This window comes from Paraburkholderia sp. SIMBA_027, from assembly GCF_046535315.1.
In the GTDB taxonomy this organism is placed as follows: Bacteria; Pseudomonadota; Gammaproteobacteria; order Burkholderiales; family Burkholderiaceae; genus Paraburkholderia; species Paraburkholderia tropica.
On the sequence record NZ_JAWRWY010000018.1, the window covers coordinates 154,918 to 175,527 of the forward strand.

The 20,610-nt window shown below is 66.0% G+C and carries 15 protein-coding genes; 9 read left to right on the forward strand and 6 right to left on the reverse strand.

Features of this window, described 5'->3' with window-relative positions:
• Positions 1-22: 22 nt before the first annotated feature.
• Positions 23-1,195 (forward strand): 4-hydroxybenzoate 3-monooxygenase, encoded by a 1,173-nt coding sequence (locus SB764_RS30055; protein ID WP_065059511.1) that lies wholly within the window; start codon positions 23-25, stop codon positions 1,193-1,195.
• Between the two features lie 137 nt (positions 1,196-1,332).
• Here the strand turns inward: SB764_RS30055 and SB764_RS30060 are convergent, their stop codons facing one another.
• The 4 genes from SB764_RS30060 to SB764_RS30075 all read right to left on the reverse strand — a co-directional run bounded on the left by SB764_RS30060 (position 1,333) and on the right by SB764_RS30075 (position 5,808).
• Positions 1,333-2,385: an Ldh family oxidoreductase gene (locus tag SB764_RS30060; RefSeq protein WP_065059512.1), complete on the reverse strand. Its 1,053-nt coding sequence runs from the start codon at positions 2,383-2,385 to the stop codon at positions 1,333-1,335.
• An 84-nt stretch (positions 2,386-2,469) separates the two neighbouring features.
• Positions 2,470-3,975 (reverse strand): DASS family sodium-coupled anion symporter, encoded by a 1,506-nt coding sequence (locus SB764_RS30065; RefSeq protein WP_410865870.1) that lies wholly within the window; start codon positions 3,973-3,975, stop codon positions 2,470-2,472.
• Between the two features lie 486 nt (positions 3,976-4,461).
• A complete protein-coding gene (locus tag SB764_RS30070) occupies positions 4,462-4,803 on the reverse strand; it encodes a hypothetical protein (protein ID WP_065059514.1) in 342 nt (113 codons plus the stop codon).
• 309 nt (positions 4,804-5,112) lie between these two features.
• Positions 5,113-5,808: a DJ-1/PfpI family protein gene (locus SB764_RS30075; protein ID WP_410865871.1), complete on the reverse strand. Its 696-nt coding sequence runs from the start codon at positions 5,806-5,808 to the stop codon at positions 5,113-5,115.
• Positions 5,809-6,193: 385 nt separating this feature from the next.
• Here SB764_RS30075 and SB764_RS30080 point away from each other — a divergent pair, with 385 nt between their 5' ends.
• The 4 genes from SB764_RS30080 (at position 6,194) to SB764_RS30095 (ending at position 11,382) form a co-directional block, all read left to right on the forward strand.
• Positions 6,194-7,702 carry a peptide MFS transporter gene (locus SB764_RS30080; RefSeq protein ID WP_410865872.1) on the forward strand — a complete coding sequence of 503 codons (1,509 nt, stop codon included), beginning with the start codon at positions 6,194-6,196 and terminating at the stop codon, positions 7,700-7,702.
• Positions 7,703-7,906: 204 nt separating this feature from the next.
• A complete protein-coding gene (locus tag SB764_RS30085; protein ID WP_322008222.1) occupies positions 7,907-9,430 on the forward strand; it encodes a PLP-dependent aminotransferase family protein in 1,524 nt (507 codons plus the stop codon).
• Between the two features lie 345 nt (positions 9,431-9,775).
• Positions 9,776-10,222, forward strand: coding sequence for an HU family DNA-binding protein (locus SB764_RS30090; protein ID WP_065059517.1), 447 nt, complete (start codon positions 9,776-9,778; stop codon positions 10,220-10,222).
• Positions 10,223-10,482: 260 nt separating this feature from the next.
• Positions 10,483-11,382 carry a LysR substrate-binding domain-containing protein gene (locus tag SB764_RS30095; RefSeq protein ID WP_124262211.1) on the forward strand — a complete coding sequence of 300 codons (900 nt, stop codon included), beginning with the start codon at positions 10,483-10,485 and terminating at the stop codon, positions 11,380-11,382.
• A 195-nt stretch (positions 11,383-11,577) separates the two neighbouring features.
• Here the strand turns inward: SB764_RS30095 and SB764_RS30100 are convergent, their stop codons facing one another.
• Both SB764_RS30100 and SB764_RS30105 read right to left on the reverse strand, forming a co-directional pair.
• Complete coding sequence (locus SB764_RS30100; RefSeq protein ID WP_065059519.1) at positions 11,578-12,768, reverse strand: porin; 1,191 nt, start codon at positions 12,766-12,768, stop codon at positions 11,578-11,580.
• Positions 12,769-13,147: 379 nt separating this feature from the next.
• Positions 13,148-14,590, reverse strand: a complete 1,443-nt coding sequence (locus tag SB764_RS30105) for a YihY/virulence factor BrkB family protein (protein WP_065059520.1) — start codon at positions 14,588-14,590, stop codon at positions 13,148-13,150.
• Between the two features lie 322 nt (positions 14,591-14,912).
• On the opposite strand from SB764_RS30105, the gene fdnG reads away from it, so the two are divergent.
• The 4 genes from fdnG to fdhE all read left to right on the forward strand — a co-directional run bounded on the left by fdnG (position 14,913) and on the right by fdhE (position 20,598).
• Positions 14,913-17,984, forward strand: a complete 3,072-nt coding sequence (fdnG, locus tag SB764_RS30110) for a formate dehydrogenase-N subunit alpha (RefSeq protein WP_410865873.1) — start codon at positions 14,913-14,915, stop codon at positions 17,982-17,984.
• A 9-nt stretch (positions 17,985-17,993) separates the two neighbouring features.
• Positions 17,994-18,941 carry a formate dehydrogenase subunit beta gene (gene fdxH, locus SB764_RS30115; RefSeq protein WP_065059523.1) on the forward strand — a complete coding sequence of 316 codons (948 nt, stop codon included), beginning with the start codon at positions 17,994-17,996 and terminating at the stop codon, positions 18,939-18,941.
• A complete protein-coding gene (locus tag SB764_RS30120; RefSeq protein WP_065059524.1) occupies positions 18,928-19,554 on the forward strand; it encodes a formate dehydrogenase subunit gamma in 627 nt (208 codons plus the stop codon). Before fdxH ends, SB764_RS30120 begins: the two co-directional genes overlap by 14 nt.
• A 111-nt stretch (positions 19,555-19,665) precedes the next feature.
• The gene (gene fdhE, locus SB764_RS30125) at positions 19,666-20,598 is read left to right on the forward strand and encodes a formate dehydrogenase accessory protein FdhE (RefSeq protein WP_410865874.1); all 933 of its coding nucleotides are present in this window, start codon (positions 19,666-19,668) and stop codon (positions 20,596-20,598) included.
• Positions 20,599-20,610 lie beyond the last annotated feature (12 nt).

The window sequence follows — 20,610 nt, forward strand, 5'->3', positions numbered from 1 at the left end:
CATGCAAATGGAGACAACCCGCATGCGCACTCAAGTTGGCATCATCGGCGCCGGGCCCGCAGGCCTGCTGCTTTCCCACCTCCTTCATCTGCGCGGCATCGACTCGGTCGTGCTCGAAATGCGCGGCCGCGAGCAGATCGAATCGACAATCCGCGCGGGCGTGCTCGAACAAGGCACGATGGACACGCTCAGCGAAGCCGGCGTCGGCGCGCGCATGAAGGCTGAAGGCGCGCTGCATCACGGCTTCGAGCTGGCGTTCGAAGGCAAGCGCCGCCGCATCGATCTCACCGATCTGACCGGCAAGTCGATCACCGTCTACGCGCAGCACGAAGTGCTCAAGGACCTCGTCGCCGCGCGCGTGCAGGCGGACGGCAAGCTGTTCTTCAACGTCAGCAACACCTCGATTCACGGCATCGACACCGATGCGCCGTCGATCCGCTTCGACCACGCCGGCGAGCAGCACACGCTGCATTGCGACTACGTGATCGGCTGCGACGGCTCGCAAGGCGTGTCGCGCGCCGCGATTCCGGCGGCCTTGCGCCAGGATTACGAACGTGTGTTCCCGTTCGGCTGGTTCGGCATTCTCGTGGAAGCGCCGCCGTCGTCCGACGAGCTGATCTACGCGCGCCACGACCGCGGCTTCGCGCTCGTCAGCACGCGCTCGCCCAACGTGCAGCGCATGTATTTCCAGTGCGATCCGAAAGACAACGTCGACAACTGGTCGGACGACCGCATCTGGGCGGAACTGCATGCGCGCGTCGATTCGCACGACGGGCATCAGGTGGTGGAGGGCAAGATCTTCCAGAAGAACATCGTCGGCATGCGCAGTTTCGTTTCGACGACGATGCAGCACGGCCGCCTGTTCCTCGCCGGCGACGCGGCGCATATCGTGCCGCCGACGGGCGCGAAGGGCCTCAATCTCGCGGTCGCCGACGTGCGTGTGCTGACCGCCGCGCTCGTGGCCTTCTACAAGGAAAGCCGCACCGATCTGCTCGACGCGTACAGCGAAACCGCGCTGCGCCGCATCTGGCGCGCCGAGCACTTCTCGTACTGGATGACGCGCATGATGCACCGTCTCGACGATGCGTCGCCGTTCGAACAGCGTCTGCAGGTCGCGGAACTGGAGCACGTGACCACGTCGCGCGCGGCGGCCATGGCGATGGCCGAGAACTACGTCGGCGCGGTCGCGGTGTGATGCGCGGCGCGCGAATCCGCCAGATACTGCTGGAAATGCAGCGGTAAAACACAAGGGGCGCTCAGGCGCCCCTTGTTTCATGGTCGATTCGCCGATGCATACCGCCGCTGTACGTCGCGCGATGCGCATCGCGCCGCTCAGATCGCCGCGAGCGGCGCGACGCCGAACTCCGCCGCCAGATCGCCGAACGGCTTGCGCACCGAATCGGGCAGATCGATCGTGGTCTGATGCAGCGCGCGATTGTGCGCCTCGTACTCGCCCGGATACTGCACGGGTTGCGTCGGGTCCTGCGGCGGGCAGCTCAGCAGATAGTCGAGAAACGAATCGACTTCCTGCGAACGCCACGTCGCGTTGAAGTCCACCTGCGGATCGAGCACGAGCGCGAACATGTTGTTGTGCGCCACGCCGTTGCTCGGATTGTCGGGATGAATCGTGCCGCCGCCCGAGAGCACGCCCGCGAGCAGTTCCGCCACGAGGCCGAGCGCATAGCCCTTGTGCGCGCCGAACGGCAGCAGCGCGCCGGGCGGCTCGGCGAGCAGCACGTTCGGGTCGGTGGTGGGCTGGCCGTCGGCGTCGATCAGCGCACCGGGCGGCGCCTGCAGGCCGTTTTCCGCGAGCACGCGCGCCTTGTTCACGGCGATCGCGCTGGTCGCGATATCGACCACGAAGGGCGGACGCCCGCCCGGCAGCGGCCCCGCGAAGCAGAGCGGATTGGTCGTGAGGCGCGGCTCGCGTCCGCCGAACGGCGCGACGATCGGCGGCCGGTTCACGACGTTGGTGAACGCGAGCAGCACGAAGCCCTGTTCGGCGACCATTTCGCCGTAATGACCCATGCGGCCCAGATGGTGCGTATGACGCAGCGTGACGATGCACTGGCCGTGGTCGCGCGCGCGGGCGATGGCATCGTCGATAACCACCTTGCCGACGTGCTGGCCGAAGCCGGTATGGCCGTCGTAGGCGATCAGCGCGCCGCGGTCGACCACGCGTTCGGGCCGTCCGTCGGCGACCACGAGGCCCGCTTCGAGACCGCGCCGGTAGTTCGGCAGGATCGACAGGCCGTGGCTCGCGTAGCCCACGCGGTCGGATTCGATCAGGTGGTCGGCGATATCGGCGGCGATGTCGGCGGGCACCGAGAGATGCGTGAGCACGTCCACGGCGAAGCGGCGTGCATCGGCGATTGCGACTTCCATGTGCGGCTCCTGATTGCGTGAGGCGGCGCGCCTGGCCGCGAGCGGCGGCGCGCCGTGTTGTCTTGATGTCGATCGGACGTGCGCTCAGATCCAGCCGAGCCAGCGCCACCACGTCGCCGCGAACAGCAGCAACAGCAGATAGCCGACGATCGTGAGCACGATGCCCACTTTCGCGAACTGTTTCGCGGTGAAGGTTTCGGTGGCGAGGCACACCATGTTTTGCGGCGCGTTGATCGGCAGGATGAAGCCGAAGCTCACCGTGAAGCCGAGCAGCATCGCCACGCCGAGCCGGTTGAAGTCGCCCGACATCGATTGCAGGACCGCGATCAGGATCGGCAGCATCGCGGACGTGAGCGCGGTCGCGCTCGCGAAACCGAGGTGGATCACGATCAGGAACGCGGACAGGATCGCGAAGGCCATGAACGGACCGGCCGTATCGAGGCCCGTGTGATGCGCGACGAGGTCGCCGAGCCACTGGCCCGCCTTGGTCGTGAGCAGCGCGGTGCCCAGACTGATGCCCACGCCGAACACGATCACCGTGCCCCAGGGAATGCGGCTCTGCACGGTCTTCCAGTCCATCACGCCGAAGCGCGGCAGCAACAGCAGCACGAGGCCCACGTAAGTCACCGAGGTGGTGTCGAAGGGGTGCAGCTTGCCCTCCGTGGCCCAGAAGCACAGCAGGCCGATGGAGACGCCCAGCAGGCGCTTCTGCGGCCCGGTCATCGGCCCGAGTTCGCGCAGCGACTTCTCGACGGCTTCCTTGCCGCCCGCGATGGCGTCGGTTTCGGGCGGCAGCATCTTGAGCACCAGCACGAGCAGCACCACCGACATGATGATCGCCCACGGCGCGCCCGCGATCAGCCAGTCGAGCCAGGTCACGCGCGCGCCGAGCATCTTGTCCATGAAGCCCACGGTCAGCAGGTTCTGCGCGGCGGCCGTCTGGATGCCGATATTCCAGATGCTGGTCGCTTCCGCCACCACGATCATGATACCGGCCGCGATGTTCGAGCGCTTGTCCACGCCGAACGCCGAGATCACGCCGACCATGATCGGCACCACGCAGGCGCTGCGCGCGGTGGCGCTCGGCACCACGAGCGAGAGCACGATGGTCACCGCGATCGCGCCGATCAGGATGCGCCGCGTGGTCGTGCCGATCAGCGAGAGCGTGACGAGCGCGATGCGCTTGTCGAGCCCGGTCACGGTCATCGCCGCCGAGATGAACAGCGCGCCCGCCACCAGCGCGAGCGCCGAGTTCGAGAAGCCGGCGAGCGCCATGGTGATGGCTTTGGAGGTGCCGTAGTAGACAGTCGGGTCTTCGATGGTCGGCGCCGTGCCGACCAGAAACGCCATCAGCGAGGTGATGATGATCGCGCTCGCTTCGTAGGAGACGGCTTCGGTGAGCCACACGACCACGACGAAGGCGAGGATCGCGAGCATGCGCTGGCCCGCGACGGGCAGGCTCGCCGGCAAGGGCAGCAGCAGCACGATGACGAGCGCGACGACGCCCGCGATCAAGCCGATGGGGATGCCTTTTTTCGGCGTCGACTCGGGTTTCGGCGGGGTGCCGGCCTGCGGATTCGCTGCATTCATGACGTGGACTCCGGGTGGAACTCGCGGGCCGTCATGCGCGAGGAGCGGGCGGCGGCGGGCGAGGCGAATCGTGTCGGTGCGTGCGGCTCGAACAGCCTGGATATCGGTGATCGGGTCGGCGCGGGTCTGGCCCTGCGTCACGCGATGGTTTGGCCGATGGCGGAAAAGATCGTCCCATATCGGGCACGGCGATGCGCTGAAGGTGCGCGCGAAACGACTCGTCGGCGGGCGCGATGGCGCGGTTCGTCATCGTGTCGATGAGGTGTTGGCGTCGTCGCGGGATCGCGAAGAGGCTGGAAAAAGCGGGGGGAAATGCGGCGCGGCGGTGGGCGGAGAAGGGCGTGGTGCGCGCTGGGTGCGGCGATCGAATGGCGCTGGATCGGTGCGGGATGGGTGCGAGATCGGCGCGAGATCGGCGCGAGATCGGCGTCCGGTCGTGTTTGAAAACGGAAACCGGCCGACCGCGCCGGTTCCCGTGCACACGCGTTACTGGCTCGCGCCTGCGGCCGCGGCGGCTTTCTTCTGTGCGTCCTGGATGTTTTGCGGGTAGTTCGGGTCGTTGTTCGCGGGCTTGTAGCCGGCGTCCTCGAGCTTCTTCAGTTCCGCGTTGTTCTTCGCGCGGGCGGCCTTGCGTTCGGCCTTGTGCTGCGCGCGCGCTTCCTTGCGTTTCTGCGCTTTCTGTTCCTTGGTGAGCGGCGCGGAGGCAGCGGGCGCGGCCTGCGTGGCGGCCGGCGCGCTGGCATCCTGGGCGAAGGACGGCGCGGCGACGCCGAGCGCGAATGCGGCGACGGCCGCGGCGAGAGTCAGCTTGCTGGTGGTGGAGCGCATTGATACCCCTCTTGGTTGATTTGTACCGCTGGTTTAGGGCTTGTGATGCAAGGATGCGAGAAGCGGTGTCCGAGCGAACGCGGACGCCGTCGACGGGCCCTGACGGCCCGCGACCCAATGTATACGATCCGTGCCGAAGACGGTAGCAAGGCCGACCCTGGCTTGCCGCGCGGTTTTTGCGCTGTGTTTATCGCGTGCTGCGCAGGGCCGCCGCGTGAGCGCGCACGGACGCGGAGGACTCCGCTCATGCCGTTTATGCCCTCCGCGCGGCGCGGGTGTTGTCAATGTCGTTGATGTCGCTGATGTCGATCAAAGCGCGCGCCCGGACGCGAGTTTCGCGGCCGCGCGCTCGACGAGACGCGTGCGCTCGGCCAGCGATGCGGCGTTGAGCGCGCGCACACGCTCGACCACGGTGGCCGGCGCGGTGGCGGGGTTGCCCGCGTCGAACGGCGGCGCGGGCGCGTATTCGAGCTCCAGTTGCAGGTCCTGCGCCGCATCCACGCCGATCAGTTCCGCCGCGAGCGTCAGCGCGAAATCGATGCCTGCCGTGATGCCGCCGCCGGTGATCAGGTTGCCGTCGCGCACCACGCGGTCCTGCACGGCGATCGCGCCGAACGGCTCCAGCAGCGTGTGAAAGGCCCAGTGCGTGGTCGCGCGGCGGCCGCGCAGCAGGCCCGCCGCGCCCAGCACGAGCGCGCCGGTGCAGACCGACGTGACGTAGCGCGCGCCGCTTGCCTGGCGGCGCACGAAGTCGAGCGTGACGTCGTCGTCGAGCAGCGGGCCGACGCCGCTGCCGCCCGGCACGCAGATCACGTCGAGCGGCGGGCAGTCGTCGAAGGTCGTGTCGGGCGTGAGCCGCAGGCCCGTCGCGCCGACCACTGCGTCGCGCGTCTTGCCGACGAGCCGCACCGAGGTGTCGGGCATCGAGGCGAATACGTCCCACGGACCGCAGAGATCGAGCGGCTGGACGTTGGGGAAAAGAAGAAAGCTGATCTGGAGCGCCATGCTGTTTTCCGAGAAGTGAGTTGAACCGGGCGTGAGGGCGTGGAACTTCGCCAACGCGCCAACGTGATCACTTTAGGCAGACGCGCATGCGCCAGAGCGCCAAAAATGGCGCAAAAGCTGCCAGCGTCACCGGACGCTTATCAAAAATGCGGAAGAGGCTGCGGCGCACGGGCGTGGTGCAAGGCGCGGCGAAGGCGGTGAGAAGAGCGCCCCGCACGGGCCTTTCCCGCGCGCTGAAACACGGTGCACGTCATGCGCGGACACGGTGCGGATCGAAACGCAGCGCCACGGAGCACGGGCAACGCACAGGCAACGCGCAAGCAACGCGCCATGCCGCCCGCACATGCGTACAATCCGGGCCACCCCAGTTTTTGCGGAACTCGTCATGACACCACCCATCTCACAGACGCGCTCCTTTACGACCGTCTTTCTGATCGAAATGTGGGAGCGCTTCGGCTATTACGGCATGGCCGCGCTGCTTGTGCTCTTCATGGTCGGCCAGGTCGGCTTTACCGACAGCCAGGCCAATCTCACCTGGGGCGCCTTCACGGCGCTCGTCTACGCCGCGCCGGCCATCGGCGGCTGGATCGGCGACCAGGTGCTCGGCGCGCGCCGCACGATGGTCGCGGGCGCGGTCGTGCTCGCCATCGGCTATCTGATGCTCGCGCTGCCCAACGACAGCCTGCACCACATGTTCGCGTCGCTGGGCGTGATCGTGGTCGGCAACGGGCTGTTCAAGTCGAACGCCGCCAACCTCGTGCGCCGTATCTACGAAGGCGACGACGCGCGCCTCGACAGCGCGTTCACCATTTACTACATGGCCGTGAACGTCGGCTCGACCGTGTCGATGCTCGCCACGCCGTGGATCAAGGATCATTGGGGCTGGCACGCGGCCTTCGCGGTGTGCTGCGCGGGCATGGTGTTCGGCGTGCTCAACTTCTTGCTGATGCGCCGCACGCTCGCGCATATCGGCACCGCACCCGACGACGAACCGCTGCGCCTCGGCCGCGCGGCGCTCGTGGCCGTCGGCGGCGTGGCGCTGGGCGCGGCCACGCTGTTCGTGCTCCAGCACAAGGATGTGGCGGTTGCCTGCGTCTATGCGGCGGGCGTCGTCGTGCTGCTGGTGTTCGTCTGGATGCTGGTGCGCTGCGAACGCGCCGAACGCGCCGGCCTCGTCGCCGCACTGATCCTCGTGTTCCAGGTGATTCTGTTCTTCATCTTCTATCAGCAGATGTCGACGTCGCTGACGCTGTTCGCGCTGCGCAACGTCGATCCGCAATTCTCGTTGTTCGGGCACGCGCTCGTTAGCTGGAGCCCGGCGCAATTCCAGGCGCTCAATCCGATCTGGATCATGCTGCTTTCGCCGCCGCTCGCGATGCTCTACACGTCGCTCGCGAAGCGCGGCCGCGACGTGCCGGTGGCCGTCAAATACGCGATCGGCTTCGCCGTGGTCGCCGCGGGCTTCTTCGTGTTCGCGGGCAGCGGACGCTACGCCGTGGACGGGCGCGTGTCGTCGTGGTTCATGGTGGCGGGCTACGGGCTCTATTCGCTCGGCGAGCTGCTCGTGAGCGGCCTCGGCCTCGCGATGGTCGCGCGCTACGTGCCCGCGCGCCTCGGCGGCTTCATGATGGGCGCGTATCTGGTGGCCACGGGCATTTCGCAGTATCTGGGCAGCGTGGTGGCGAATCTCGCGCAGATGCCGTCGGGCGAACTCGACGCCGTCACGTCGCTGCCGCTCTATACGCGGCTGTTTACGGGGCTCGGCTGGCTCGCGGCGCTCGGCATGCTGATCGCCGTGCTGCTGCTGCCGCTCATGCGCCGTCTTTCGCGCGAGCATCACGCGAGCAGCGTCAAGGTCGAAGGCGACGCACGCGAGCCTTCAGCCACTGCTTAACACCGGACGCTGCCGCATTGCGGCGCGCGCGAACGCAACGCCCGGATGTCGTGCACGTCCGGGCGTTTTGCATGGCGCGCGCCATTCGCGTCACGCCGTTCGCGTCATTCTGGCAATATTTCAGATGCTCACTCCGGCCGGCGGATCGGCATCGTCACGACGACCGCGCCGTTCATCCGCATCGACCGCTTTCGTGTTTCTCGCATGGATCTCCACGTCACCGTTTCAGGCCGCCGCGACCTCGCCGGGCAGATCTACCGGCAACTGCGCGAGCGCATCGTCGAAGGGCGGCTGGCGGGTGGCACGCGCCTGCCGTCCACGCGCGATCTCGCGCTGCAACTGAAGGTCTCGCGCAAGACCACGCTCGACGTGTTCGAGCGTCTGCTCGCCGAAGGCTATCTGGTCGCGCGGCGCGGCTCGGGCACCTTCGTCGCCGATGCGCTCGAACGCCTGCCCGCGCGTGCGCCCGTGCAGACGAATGCGCAGATCGGCGCGGCGCAGGCCGCCGATACGAACCACCCCACAAACCAGCCGACGAGCCGCCAGGCCCACGCGCCGACGGGCGTGCAGGCGCAGCCGTGGTGGCGTGTGGAGGACGGCGCGCGCGACGGCATGCTCGCGTTGCCGCGTCCCGATGCGCGGCTCCTCTGCGATTTCGCGGGCGGCGTGACCGACAAGTCGCGCTTTCCGTTCGACGCCTGGCGGCGCTGCGTGAACGAGGCGCTGCGCGTGCAGGCGCGCGGCCACGGCGCGTATCGCGATCCGGCGGGCGAGGAGCGTCTGCGTCTCGCGATCGCACGTTATCTTGCGTTCAACCGCGCGGTGGAGAGCAGTGGGGACGAGGTGATCGTCACGCAGGGCGCGCAGCAGGCGCTGACCTTGCTGGCGCGCGTGATGCTGCGTCCCGGCGATACGGTGGCCGTGGAGGATCCCGGTTATCCGCCCGCGCGCGACATCTTCGCGTCGCTGGGCGCACAGGTCGTGCCGGTGCCCGTCGACGGCGACGGTTTGATCGTCGGCAAGCTGCCGAAAACGGCGCGCCTCGTCTACGTGACGCCGTCGCACCAGTTTCCGCTCGGCATGCCGATGAGTCTCGCGCGTCGCGTGGCCTTGCTCGAATGGGCGCAGGCGCGCGGCGCGCTCGTGATCGAAGACGACTACGACTGCGAGTTCCGCTTCGAAGGGCGCTCGCTGGAGCCGCTCAAGAGTCTCGATCAAGCCGGTTTCGTGGCCTACGTGGGCACGTTTTCGAAGACGATTTTTCCCGAGTTGCGCGTGGGCTACATGGTGCCGCCCGCCGCGCTTGCGAGGCCGCTCATGCGCGCGCGCCAGGTCGCCGACTGTCACGGTTGCGCGCTGACGCAGACGACGCTCGCGAACTTCATGCTCGACGGTCATTTCGCGCGCCATCTGCGCCGCATGCATCAGACCTATGCGGCGCGGCGCGCGGCCTTGCTCGCGCATTTGCAGGGGCCGCTCGCGCGCTGGCTCGACCCCGTGCTGCCGAACACGGCGGGCCTGCATCTCGCCGCACATCTCGCGCCGGGCGCCGACGAAACCGCATTCGTGGCGGCGGGGCGCGCGGCGTCGATCGGTCTGCATCCGCTCGCGCCGTTTCATCTGCACGCCCCCGCGCGGCACGGTTTTTTGTTCGGCTATGGCGCGGTGGAGGTCGAGCAGATCGACGCGGCGCTCGGTGTGCTCGCGGCGCGCTTGAAGACGTCGTAAAAGCTGTTACGGCACATTGCGGACGGAGCTTTACCCCGTCGACGCGCTTTTTACACGACGCAAAAACGGCTCGAGCGTCGCGAAAACGCCATACGTGTGGCGTTTTCGCGCCATTGCGGCTGTGTCGCGCGGACGCGGGCGCGTCGCATGCGGGACGTGCGAGAGCGCGTTTACCCCTGTAAACAGGTGTCAAAGTGCGTCAGGCAGTCAGCGCGGAGCAACAAATTTGCATCTGCGATGCAAAAGAATCACGCAAAACGCTTGCACGCTTGTAGAATCCGCCGTTGAAGCATTTGCATCCCGCTGTGCTTCGTCGACTCACTGACCAACACTGGTAGGAGAAACATGCCGACTTCCGCAAAGAAAGTGGCCAAAAAGGCAGCAGCCCCGGCCACCAAGAAAGTTGCCGCAAAGAAAGCGCCCGCCAAGACGGCCGCAGCTAAGAAGGTCGCCGTGAAGGCGTCCGGCGTTTCGTCGCCGATCAAGGACACCTTCACGAAGGCCTCGCTGGCTGCTCACGTTGCTGAGCGCGCTGGCGTCGAGCCGAAGGCTACGAAGGCTGTGCTCGCCGCGCTGGAAGACACGATCCTGGGTTCGGTCCACAAGAAGGGCGCCGGCGAATTCACGCTGTCGGGTCTTCTGAAGATCGTCGTTCAGGCCGTGCCGGCGAAGAAGAAGCGCTTCGGCAAGGACCCGTTCACGGGTGAAGAGCGCTGGTTCCCGGCCAAGCCGGCATCGGTTCGCGTCAAGGCACGCGCACTGAAGAAGCTGAAGGACGCAGCAGCAGGCTAAGCGCCTCCGCCGCGACTTCGCGTCACGGCTTGCGTCAGCATTGCGGTAGTACCCAAAGAATCCCCGTTGGCATCGCGCCCGCGGGGATTTTTATTTGTGCGCGAGAAACGTGGGGCGAGGTCACGCGCGTATGATGTATGTTCAGATGTTATCGATTGAGATGGCGATTTTGGACCGTTTTTTAAAGAACGATAACGCCAATCGCCGTGATGTTCGATAGCTTGAATCTGTCGTTTCTAATTTATTCATGTTCCCGTGTTATGCCTGATTCCGAACCCAGCATCCGCCAGATCGAAGCGTTTCGCGCGCTGATGCAGACGCGCACCGCGACGCGCGCGGCGGCGGCCCTCGGCGTTTCGCAACCGGCGGTGAGCCGACTGCTCGCAGACTTCGAAGCCGGCGTGGGATTTGCGCTGTTCGAGCGTCGCAACGGACGCCTTTGGCCAACCGCGCACGCGCATGCGCTGCACGAGGAAGTCGAGCGGGCCTTCACGGGATTCGAGCGCGTGATTCAAGCGGCGGCGCAGATTCGCGAGCAGCGTCGGGGTGCGTTGTGCATCGCGGGCGCGCCGGAGTTCGGCGCGGATTTTCTGCCGCGCGTGGCGGCGGCGTTCGCGCACGAACACGAGGGCGTCGACGTGGCGCTGCTCGCGCTGGAGCCGTTGCTCGCGCTTGAACGCGTCGCCGCGCGGCGCTGCGATCTGGCGTTCGTCGGCGCGGTGGCGGCGCCGCGTTCGGTGCGGCTCGAACCGCTCGGCGAGTGGCCGATGCGCTGCATCGTGCCGCGCGGTCATCGGCTTGCGCGCAAGCGAGCGGTGAGCGCGGCGGATTGCGAGGGCGAGGCGTTCGTTTCGTTCGCGGCGGGTACGGAGGCGCGTTTGCGTATCGACCGTGCGTTTTCGGAGGCGGGCGTGACGCGCCGTCTGGGCGTCGAGGCGAGCCTCGCGCAGGCGGTCGTGACGCTCGTGGAAGCGGGGCTGGGTATCGCGCTGATCGATCCGCTCACGGCAGCGGCCGCGAGCGCGCGCGTGGCGGTCAAGCGCTTTACGCCCGCGCTGCCGGAGCCGCTTTACGTGGCGCATCATGTGGACGCGGCGCGCGCGCCGCTTGCGCAGGCATTCGTCGATCAGGCGGTGGCGGCGTTGGGCCGGCTGCGTTGAGCGAACGCGGCACGGCCTGGCTGTGCGCTCGCGCAAACCGCGCGGTCTGACGCGAGTCAACAACGCTGGTTCAATGGCGAGCAGGCAATAAAAAAGCCAGCCCGGCTTTCGCCTGAGGCTGGCTCGTGCAGCGTGTGATTTTTAGCTGCGAGGTCTCGTCGCGCTGCCGGGCTCGCGCCCGGCCAGGCAGACTGATTAGAACTTGTGGCGGATGCCGAGGCTGACCAGCTCTTGCGAGCTCGAAGCCGAGTTGTAGCCGTACGAGCCGATTGCCGCGCCGGCCGTCGACGTCGTGCCGTCTGCGTTCAGCTGCGTGCCGTTGGCGTGCTGGTAAGCAGCCAGTGCGTACAGGTCGGTGCGCTTCGACAGGTTGTAGTCCGCGCCGATCGACACCTGGTGGTACGTGTTCGACACGTTGCCCGCGCCGTGCGTGTACGTGTAGCCGAGGCCCAGCAGCATGGCCGGCGTCACTTGATAGCCGAGGAAGCCGGCAGCGATGTTGTAACGCTCGGTCGAAGCGAAGCCCGGGTTCAGAGCCGTCGAGTACGCGTCCGGCTTGAACTGGACGTTGCTGTAACGCACGCCGAACGTGAACGGACCGGCGACGTATTGCGCGGCCACCGAAGCGATGCCGAGCGACTTGGCCGTCTGGAAGCCTTCCGTGATCTGGTTGTCGAACACGGCGCCCGAGGTCGACACCGTGCTCCATGCCGACGTCGAACGGTCTGCGAAGCTCGACGAGTTGTCGGCGCGGAAGTAGCCCGCTGCGATGTTGAACGAACCGATGCCGTACGTGGCGGCTGCCGCCCACGTCTGGCCCGAACCCGTTGCGCCAGCGACGCCGCCCAGTGCGTACATGCCTTCGAACTGGAAGCCGCTCAGAACCGGCGAGACGTACTTGATCGCGTTGTTGGTACGCGAGCTGTTGTCGTTGTTGTCGATGTCACCCGGCGTCGTGAACGTGCTGCCGAAGTAGTTGTCGGCGGTCAGCGGCTGAACCATGTCGACCAGCGGGTCGTACTGGCGGCCCAGCGTCACGGTGCCGTACTGGTCATGCGTCAGACCGACGAATGCCTGACGACCGAACATACGGCCACCCTGGCCGGCCGCGCCGGTGTTCAGGTCAAAGCCGTTTTCCAACTGGAAGATGGCCTTCAGGCCGCCGCCCAGATCTTCCGTGCCCTTGAGGCCCCAGCGATCGCCCGAGATGTTGCCGGCGTACAGACCGAACAGGTTCGCGTTGTTGCCGTTGGCGTCGACCGTGTTGTGAGCCCACTGGATCGATTCATCGATCACGCCATACAGGGTCACGCTGCTTTGAGCGTGTGCTGCGCCCGCTGCGGCCAGCAGGGCCACGGAAAGGGTCGAGAGTGCGATTCGTTTCATCCAGTTTTCTCCACGCAGATGTTTGGTTTAATTGTTGCTGTTGCGCGATGGAGAATAACGCAGGGGTGCAATTCCCTTGAACTGAAAAAAAATCAGTGTCGCAAAAAGCTGACACCACCCCAGGAAGCCTTGTGAGACGGGCTATTGAGCGATTATTCCGGATAATGAAATATTGGATTGTTGACTCTGCATTATTGTCGTTTCTGATACAAGTCGCGAAATGTGCAACCTCGCCCAATGCGGTTTACGGGTAAGTATGGTGCAACTAGGGATGTGCCCTGGTTGCGCTGCAAAGGTTTGAGGTTGTACCGGTCGAGCGCCCGTCTGGCGTGCGGGAAGGAGGGCGCGTGAAGCCGACGGCGCGAGGTCGCCGCCTGGCTCAGTCCTTGCGATGGACGCCGGCGTGACGGCGCCCCGCGGCGGCGGTCATGGCGACCGCCGCGCTCGCGACGAGCAGGACCGAACTCCAGGGATGGCGTTTGACATAGCGATCGGCGGCCGCAACCGTGCGACCGGCCTGGACCAGCGTCAAAGCGGCGGCGTAGGTCGCGCTGTCTTCCATGCGCACGACCGAGCGGCGGATCTGCAGGCTGCCGCCGTGAAGGCGCGCAAAGGCGCCGCCCGTGGCGCGGGCCTTGCCGATCGCGTGCAGCGGCGCATCGGCCGGGCGCGGCGTTTTTCCGGGTTGCACGCTCGCAGCGACGGCGGCGGCATATGGCGGCGCGGCGCCGACCGCGGCATCGAGCGTTGCGCCATCGACGCTGCCGACGCCACCCGCCCCGACCACTCCATTCACGCCTTTCACGCCATTCGCACCTTCCGCCGCCGCGGCGCGCGCCGTCTGCAAGCCTGCCGCCGCTTCGCGCATCGGCGCGATGGTGGACGCGGCCAGCACCGAAGCGAGTTTGGCACGGCTGCCCGGCGGCGTTTCCTCGAGCATGCCCCACGCGCCGCGCGGATCGTGCAGGCGGCCGCGCGCGGCGGAAAATTCCGCGCCGAGCAGCAGCACTGCCGCCGAGAAGTACAGCCACATCAGCAGCACGGCCAGCGAACCGGCGGCGCCGAACGCCGTGGCCATGCCCGCGTGCGCCAGATAGAGCGCGAACAGTTTCTTGCCGACGGAAAAGAGCACCGCCGCGACGAGGCCGCCGACCAGCGCATCGCGCCAGAGCACGGGCGCATCGGGCAGAAAGCGCAGCAATCCCGCGAACGCGACCGCGAGCACCAGCAGCCCGACCACCAGTTGCACGATGTTGCCGATGATCAAGTACGTCGACTCGCCCATCAGCCACTGGCCGACGAAGGTAATGCCCGCGTCGAGCACGAGCGAAACGATCAGAAGAAAAGCCACGCCCAGTACGAGGCCGAACGAGATCAGCCGCACGCGCACGAGCGCGATGACCGACGAGGCGCGCGGCCCTTCCAGCGGCCACACTATATTGAGTGCGGAATTGAGCGACGAAAACGTTGCGGAAGCGCCGATCGCCAGCATCGCCAGCGAGATCAGCGCGGCCACGCCGCCTGCGTCGCCCGCGCGGTGGGCGTTCTGCACGATGGTGGTGATGGCGGCGGCGGCGTCGTTGCCGAGCACGTTGTGCACTTCGCGGAACAACTGGCCGCGCGCTGCATCGGCGCCGAAGAACCAGCCCGCCACGGCGATCACCATGACCAGCGTGGGCGCGAGCGAGAACGCGGAATAGAAGGCGATGCTGGCGGCGAGCGACGGGCAGCGGTCGGCGATGAACTGGCGGCAGGCGCCCACGGCCCACGACGCTTCTTTGCGTGCGGCCGTTTCGAGCCGCTCGGAGGAAATAGTTGCCATGATCGACGTCTCGCGGTTCGTCCTGAAGACAAGGTGACGGGCATGCGGCCAGCGGCAGTGGCGCCCGGTCTGTGGCGGAACACGCAACCGATGCCGCGCGAACCGCACTTCGGCAGTCCGCAGATCCGGCCCGGTCGCCCGCCTCGGGCGCGCCTCGCGCCAGCGCCGGCGCGGCCGGCGGCTCCACGCGCTCGTCACACGAATATAGCAAGCTGGGTGCCCGGGCGCGCCGCACCTGCGCGCGCGGTGCATCTCGCGCGATCCGGAGCCCAAAACGTCTTATACTGAAACGACCCACAACCAGAAAGCCGAGGACGCAATCATGTTGCAGATGTCCCGGCGTCAGTTCCTCAAGGTCACGGCGACGTCGCTGGCAGGATCCAGCCTCGCGTTAATGGGCTTCGCGCCCGCCGACGCACTTGCCGAAGTCCGACAATACAAACTGGCGCGCACCACTGAAACCCGCAATACCTGCCCATACTGCTCGGTAGGCTGCGGCATCCTCATGTACGGTCTCGGCGACGGCGCGAAGAACGCCACCGCGAGCATCATTCACATCGAGGGCGATCCCGATCATCCGGTCAACCGCGGCACGCTCTGCCCGAAGGGCGCGAGCCTGATCGACTTCATCCACAGCCCGAACCGGCTCAAGTATCCGGAATACCGCGCGGCGGGCTCGAACGAGTGGAAACGCATCTCGTGGGACGAGGCGCTCGACCGCATCGCGAAGTTGCTCAAGGAAGACCGCGACGCGAATTTCGTCGAGAAAACGGCGGACGGCAAGACCGTCAACCGCTGGCTGACCACCGGCATGCTGGCCGCGTCGGCGGGCAGCAACGAAGTCGGTTATCTCACGCATAAAGTGGCCCGCTCGATGGGCCTGCTGGCATTCGACAACCAGGCGCGTGTCTGACACGGCCCGACGGTGGCAGGTCTTGCCCCGACGTTTGGCCGTGGAGCGATGACGAACCATTGGGTCGACATTCGCAATGCGGACGTGATTCTGGTGATGGGCGGCAATGCGGCCGAGGCGCACCCGTGCGGCTTCAAGTGGGTCACGGAGGCGAAGGCGCACCGCAAGGCGCGGCTCATCGTGGTGGATCCGCGCTTTACGCGCACGGCATCGGTCGCGGACTATTACGCGCCGATTCGCACCGGCACGGACATCGCGTTCCTTGGCGCCGTCATCAACTGGCTGCTCACGAACGACAAGATCCAGCACGAGTACGTGAAGAACTACACGGACTTCTCGTTCATCGTGCGCGACGATTACGCGTTCAACGACGGCATCTACTCGGGCTACGATCCGGCGAAGCACGCGTATCCGGACAAGGCGTCGTGGAACTACGAAATCGGCGACGACGGTTTCGTGAAGACCGACGACACCTTGCAGAATCCGCGCTGCGTGTATCAGCTGCTCAAGCAGCATTACTCGCGCTATACGCCCGAAATGGTGGAGAGGGTCTGCGGCACGCCGAAGGATAAATTCCTGAAGGTCTGCGAAATGCTCGCGAGCACCGCCGTGCCGGGCCGCGCCGGGACGATTCTGTACGCGCTCGGCTGGACCCATCATTCGATCGGCGCGCAGATGATCCGCACCGGCGCGATGGTGCAGCTGCTGCTGGGCAACATCGGCATTGCGGGCGGCGGCATGAACGCGCTGCGCGGGCACTCGAACATCCAGGGTCTCACCGACCTCGGGCTGATGTCGAACCTGCTGCCGGGCTATATGACGCTCCCGAGCGAGGCCGAGCAGGACTACGACGGCTACATCAAGAAGCGCGCCTCGCAGCCCATGCGGCCCAATCAGCTGAGCTACTGGCAACACTACGGCGCGTTCTTCGTGAGCTTCATGAAGGCGTGGTGGGGCGACAACGCGACCCAGGAAAACAACTGGGGTTACGACTGGCTGCCCAAGCTCGACAAGCCGTACGATCTGCTGCAGACCATCGAGCTGATGAATCAGGGCAAGGTCAACGGTTATATCTGCCAGGGCTTCAACGTGATTGCGTCGGCGCCCGACAAGGCCAAGACGCTGTCCGCGCTCGGCAAGCTCAAGTGGCTCGTCGTCATGGATCCGCTCGCGACCGAAACGTCCGAGTTCTGGAAGAAGTACGGCGACTTCAACGACGTCGATACGGCGTCGATCCAGACCGAGGTGTTCCGTCTGCCCACCACCTGCTTCGCGGAGGAAAACGGCTCGCTCGTGAGTTCGAGCCGCGTGCTGCAATGGCACTGGAAGGGCGCGGAGCCGCCGTTCGAGGCGCGGAGCGATCTGGAGATCATGTCCGGACTGTTCCTGCGCATTCGCGCGGCGTATCAGAAAGACGGCGGCAAGCTGCCCGATCCGATCGTCAAGCTGAGCTGGCCGTATTCCGATCCCGCGAGTCCCACGCCCGAGGAACTGGCGAAGGAATACAACGGCAAGGCGCTCGCCGATCAGACCGACCCGAAGGACGCGACCAAGGTGCTCGTGAAGAAGGGCGAGCAGCTTGCCGGCTTCGCGCAACTGAAGGACGACGGCACGACCGCGAGCGGCTGCTGGATCTTCTGCGGCGCGTGGACCCAGGCGGGCAACCAGATGGGCCGGCGCGACAACTCGGACCCGACCGGCATCGGCCAGACGCTCAACTGGGCGTGGGCGTGGCCCGTGAACCGGCGCATTCTGTACAACCGCGCCTCGTGCGATACGGCGGGCAAGCCGTTCGATCCGACCCGCAAGCTGATCGGCTGGAACGGCGCGGCGTGGACCGGCGCGGACGTGCCCGACTACAAGGTCGATGAAGCGCCCGATCTCGGCATGGGTCCGTTCATCATGAACCCCGAGGGCGTGGCGCGTTTCTTCGCGCGCGACGGCATGAACGAAGGACCGTTCCCCGAGCATTACGAGCCCTTCGAGAATCCGCTCGGCTACAACCCGTTCCATCCCAACAATGCGCAGGCCACCAGCAATCCGGCGGCGCGCGTGTTCCCGGACGACCGCAAGACGTTCGGCACCGCGCAGAACTTCCCGCACGTCGCGACCACGTATCGCCTCACCGAGCACTTCCACTTCTGGACCAAGCACGCACGGCTGAACGCCATCATCCAGCCGCAGCAATTCGTCGAGATCGGCGAGGAGCTGGCGAAGGAAGTGGGCGTGGTCGACGGCGGACGCGTCAAGGTGTCGAGCAACCGCGGGTATCTGATCGCGGTGGCCGTGGTCACCAAGCGCATCAAGGCGCTCACGATCGAGGGCAAGAAGGTGCACACCGTGGGCGTGCCGCTGCACTGGGGCTTCACGGGACTGACGAAACCCGGCTATCTGACGAATACGCTCACGCCGCCCGTCGGCGACGGCAATTCGCAGACGCCCGAGTTCAAGTCTTTCCTCGTGAAAGTGGAAAAGGCCTAAGGGGGGAACATGGCACTACAGTCACTCGACGTCAAACGCCTCTCGGCCACCACCACGCCGCCGCCGGGCGTGCGCGAGCCCGTCACGGGCGCGGTCGCGAAGCTCATCGACGTCACCAAATGCATCGGCTGCAAGGCGTGTCAGACCGCTTGCATGGAATGGAACGACCTGCGCGACGAAGTCGGCATCAACACCGGCGTGTACGACAATCCGCGCGATCTCAGCGAGCACTCGTGGACCGTGATGCGCTTCACGGAATACGAGAACCCGGACGGCAACCTCGAATGGCTGATCCGCAAGGACGGCTGCATGCATTGCGAGGATCCGGGTTGCCTGAAGGCCTGTCCTTCGCCGGGCGCGATCGTGCAGTACACGAACGGCATCGTCGATTTTCACGAGGAAAACTGCATCGGTTGCGGCTATTGCATCACGGGTTGTCCGTTCAATATTCCGCGGCTCTCGAAGACCGAACATCGCGTGTATAAATGCACGCTCTGTTCCGACCGCGTGGCCGTGGGCCAGGAGCCCGCCTGCGTGAAGACCTGCCCGACGGGCGCGATCGTGTTCGGCACCAAGGAGGACATGAAAGTACACGCTGCCGAGCGCATCGAAGACCTCAAGGAACGCGGCTTCGAGAACGCGGGGCTGTACGACCCGCCGGGCGTCAGCGGCACGCACGTGATGTATGTGCTGCATCACGCCGACAAACCGTCGCTCTATCACGGTCTGCCGGACCATCCGCGCATCAGTCCGCTCGTGCGTGTGTGGAAGGGCCTCGCCAAGCCGCTCGCGCTCGCGGGTATCGCGGTCGCGGCGCTGGCGGGTTTCTTCCACTACACGCGCATCGGCCCGAACGAAACGCATGCCGAAGACGAACAGGCCGCCGTGGACGAAGCGCGGCGCATTCGCGAGTCCCGCGGCGAACCTCCCGAGGAGCGCAACGATGAACGATTCTGAACCGCGTCTGATCCAGCGTTACACGGCCAACGAGCGCAGCAATCACTGGATCACGGCGATCACGTTCGTGCTGCTCGCGCTCTCCGGCCTCGCGATGTTTCATCCGGCGATGTTCTGGCTCTCCGCGCTGTTCGGCGGCGGTCAGTGGACGCGCATTCTGCATCCGTTCATCGGCCTCGTGATGTTCGTGTCGTTCATGATTCTCGCGCTGCGTTTCTGGCATCACAACTATCTGGACAAAGCCGACGTTCAATGGCTCAAACAGATGGACGACGTGCTCAATAACCGCGAGGACAAGCTGCCGGAAATCGGTAAATACAATGCGGGACAGAAGCTGTTATTCTTCACGCTGGTGGTTTGCCTCGTACTGCTGCTCGTGAGCGGCATCGTGATCTGGCGTCGCTATTTCTCGTTCTATTTCCCGATCACGGTGATCCGCGTGGCCTCCGTCGTGCATGCGGCCGCGGCCTTCGTGCTGATCGTCTCCATCGTCGTGCATATCTATGCGGCGCTGTGGGTCAAGGGTTCGATCGGCGCCATGACGCGCGGTTATGTGACGTGGGGCTGGGCGCGCAAGCATCATCCGCGCTGGTTCCGCGAGAGCATCAAATAAGGCGCGCGTGCGCTCGCGCATTGCGCGTGGCGCGCGCCGCCGGCAAGCCGCCCGCCTGCGAAGGCGCGGCGGCTTTTTGTTTGTCGGAGTAGGTGTGGGAGAAGACTCGCCGTGACGCAACGCATTCTCGACCCTGAGCAGATTCAGGCACAAGATCCTTCCGCGATTCCGCGCATTCGTCTGCCCGAACGCGGCACACTGTTCAAGGAACGCGCCGCGCGGCTGCGCAAGCTCGCGGACCACAATCCCATCGGCGGCTATATGCGTCTGATGGCGGCGCTCGTCGACGCGCAGCAGCAGGCGCTCGATCATTTCGATGCACGCATGCCCGAGCGCGAGGCCATCGATCACGCGCAACGCCATTCGATGCCGATCCTGCCCGCGCTCGGCGGCGAACGCGATCCGCAATGGCGCGAGGTGCTGCGCCGTCTCGCCGACCGCGTGGAAGCGGCGGGCGCGGTCACGCCCGCGCTTGCGAACGTGCTCGACAGCCTGCGCGCGATGAGCGACGCGCAGTTCGACGCGCAAGCCGACGCGCTGCTCGCGCAGCGTCACGCCGAAGTGTCGCCGGCCACCGCGCCGTTCATCATGGCCGCGCTGCAAGTGGTCTGGACCGATCTCGCGACCCGCCTGAACACGCGCGACGTGCCGTATGTCGATGCGCCAGGCGTGTGTCCCGTGTGCGGCACGCCGCCGGTCGCGAGCATCGTGCGCGTGGGCGGCGCGTTGCAGGGGTATCGCTTCACGCAATGCAGCCTGTGCGCCACCGAGCACCACGTGGTACGCGTGAAATGCACGAACTGCGATTCGACCAAGGGCATCGCGTATCACGGCATCGAAGGCGGCAGTGACGCCGTGAAGGCCGAATCGTGCGACGAATGCCATACGTACCGCAAGATCGGCTATCAGGACAAAGACCTCGACTTCGAACCGCTCGCCGACGATCTCGCCAGCCTCACGCTTGACCTGCTGATGGGCGAGGCCGGTTACCGGCGCGCGAGTGCGAATCCGCTGCTGTATCCCGAAGCGCCTGCCGAGCAATGACGCCCACGCCGC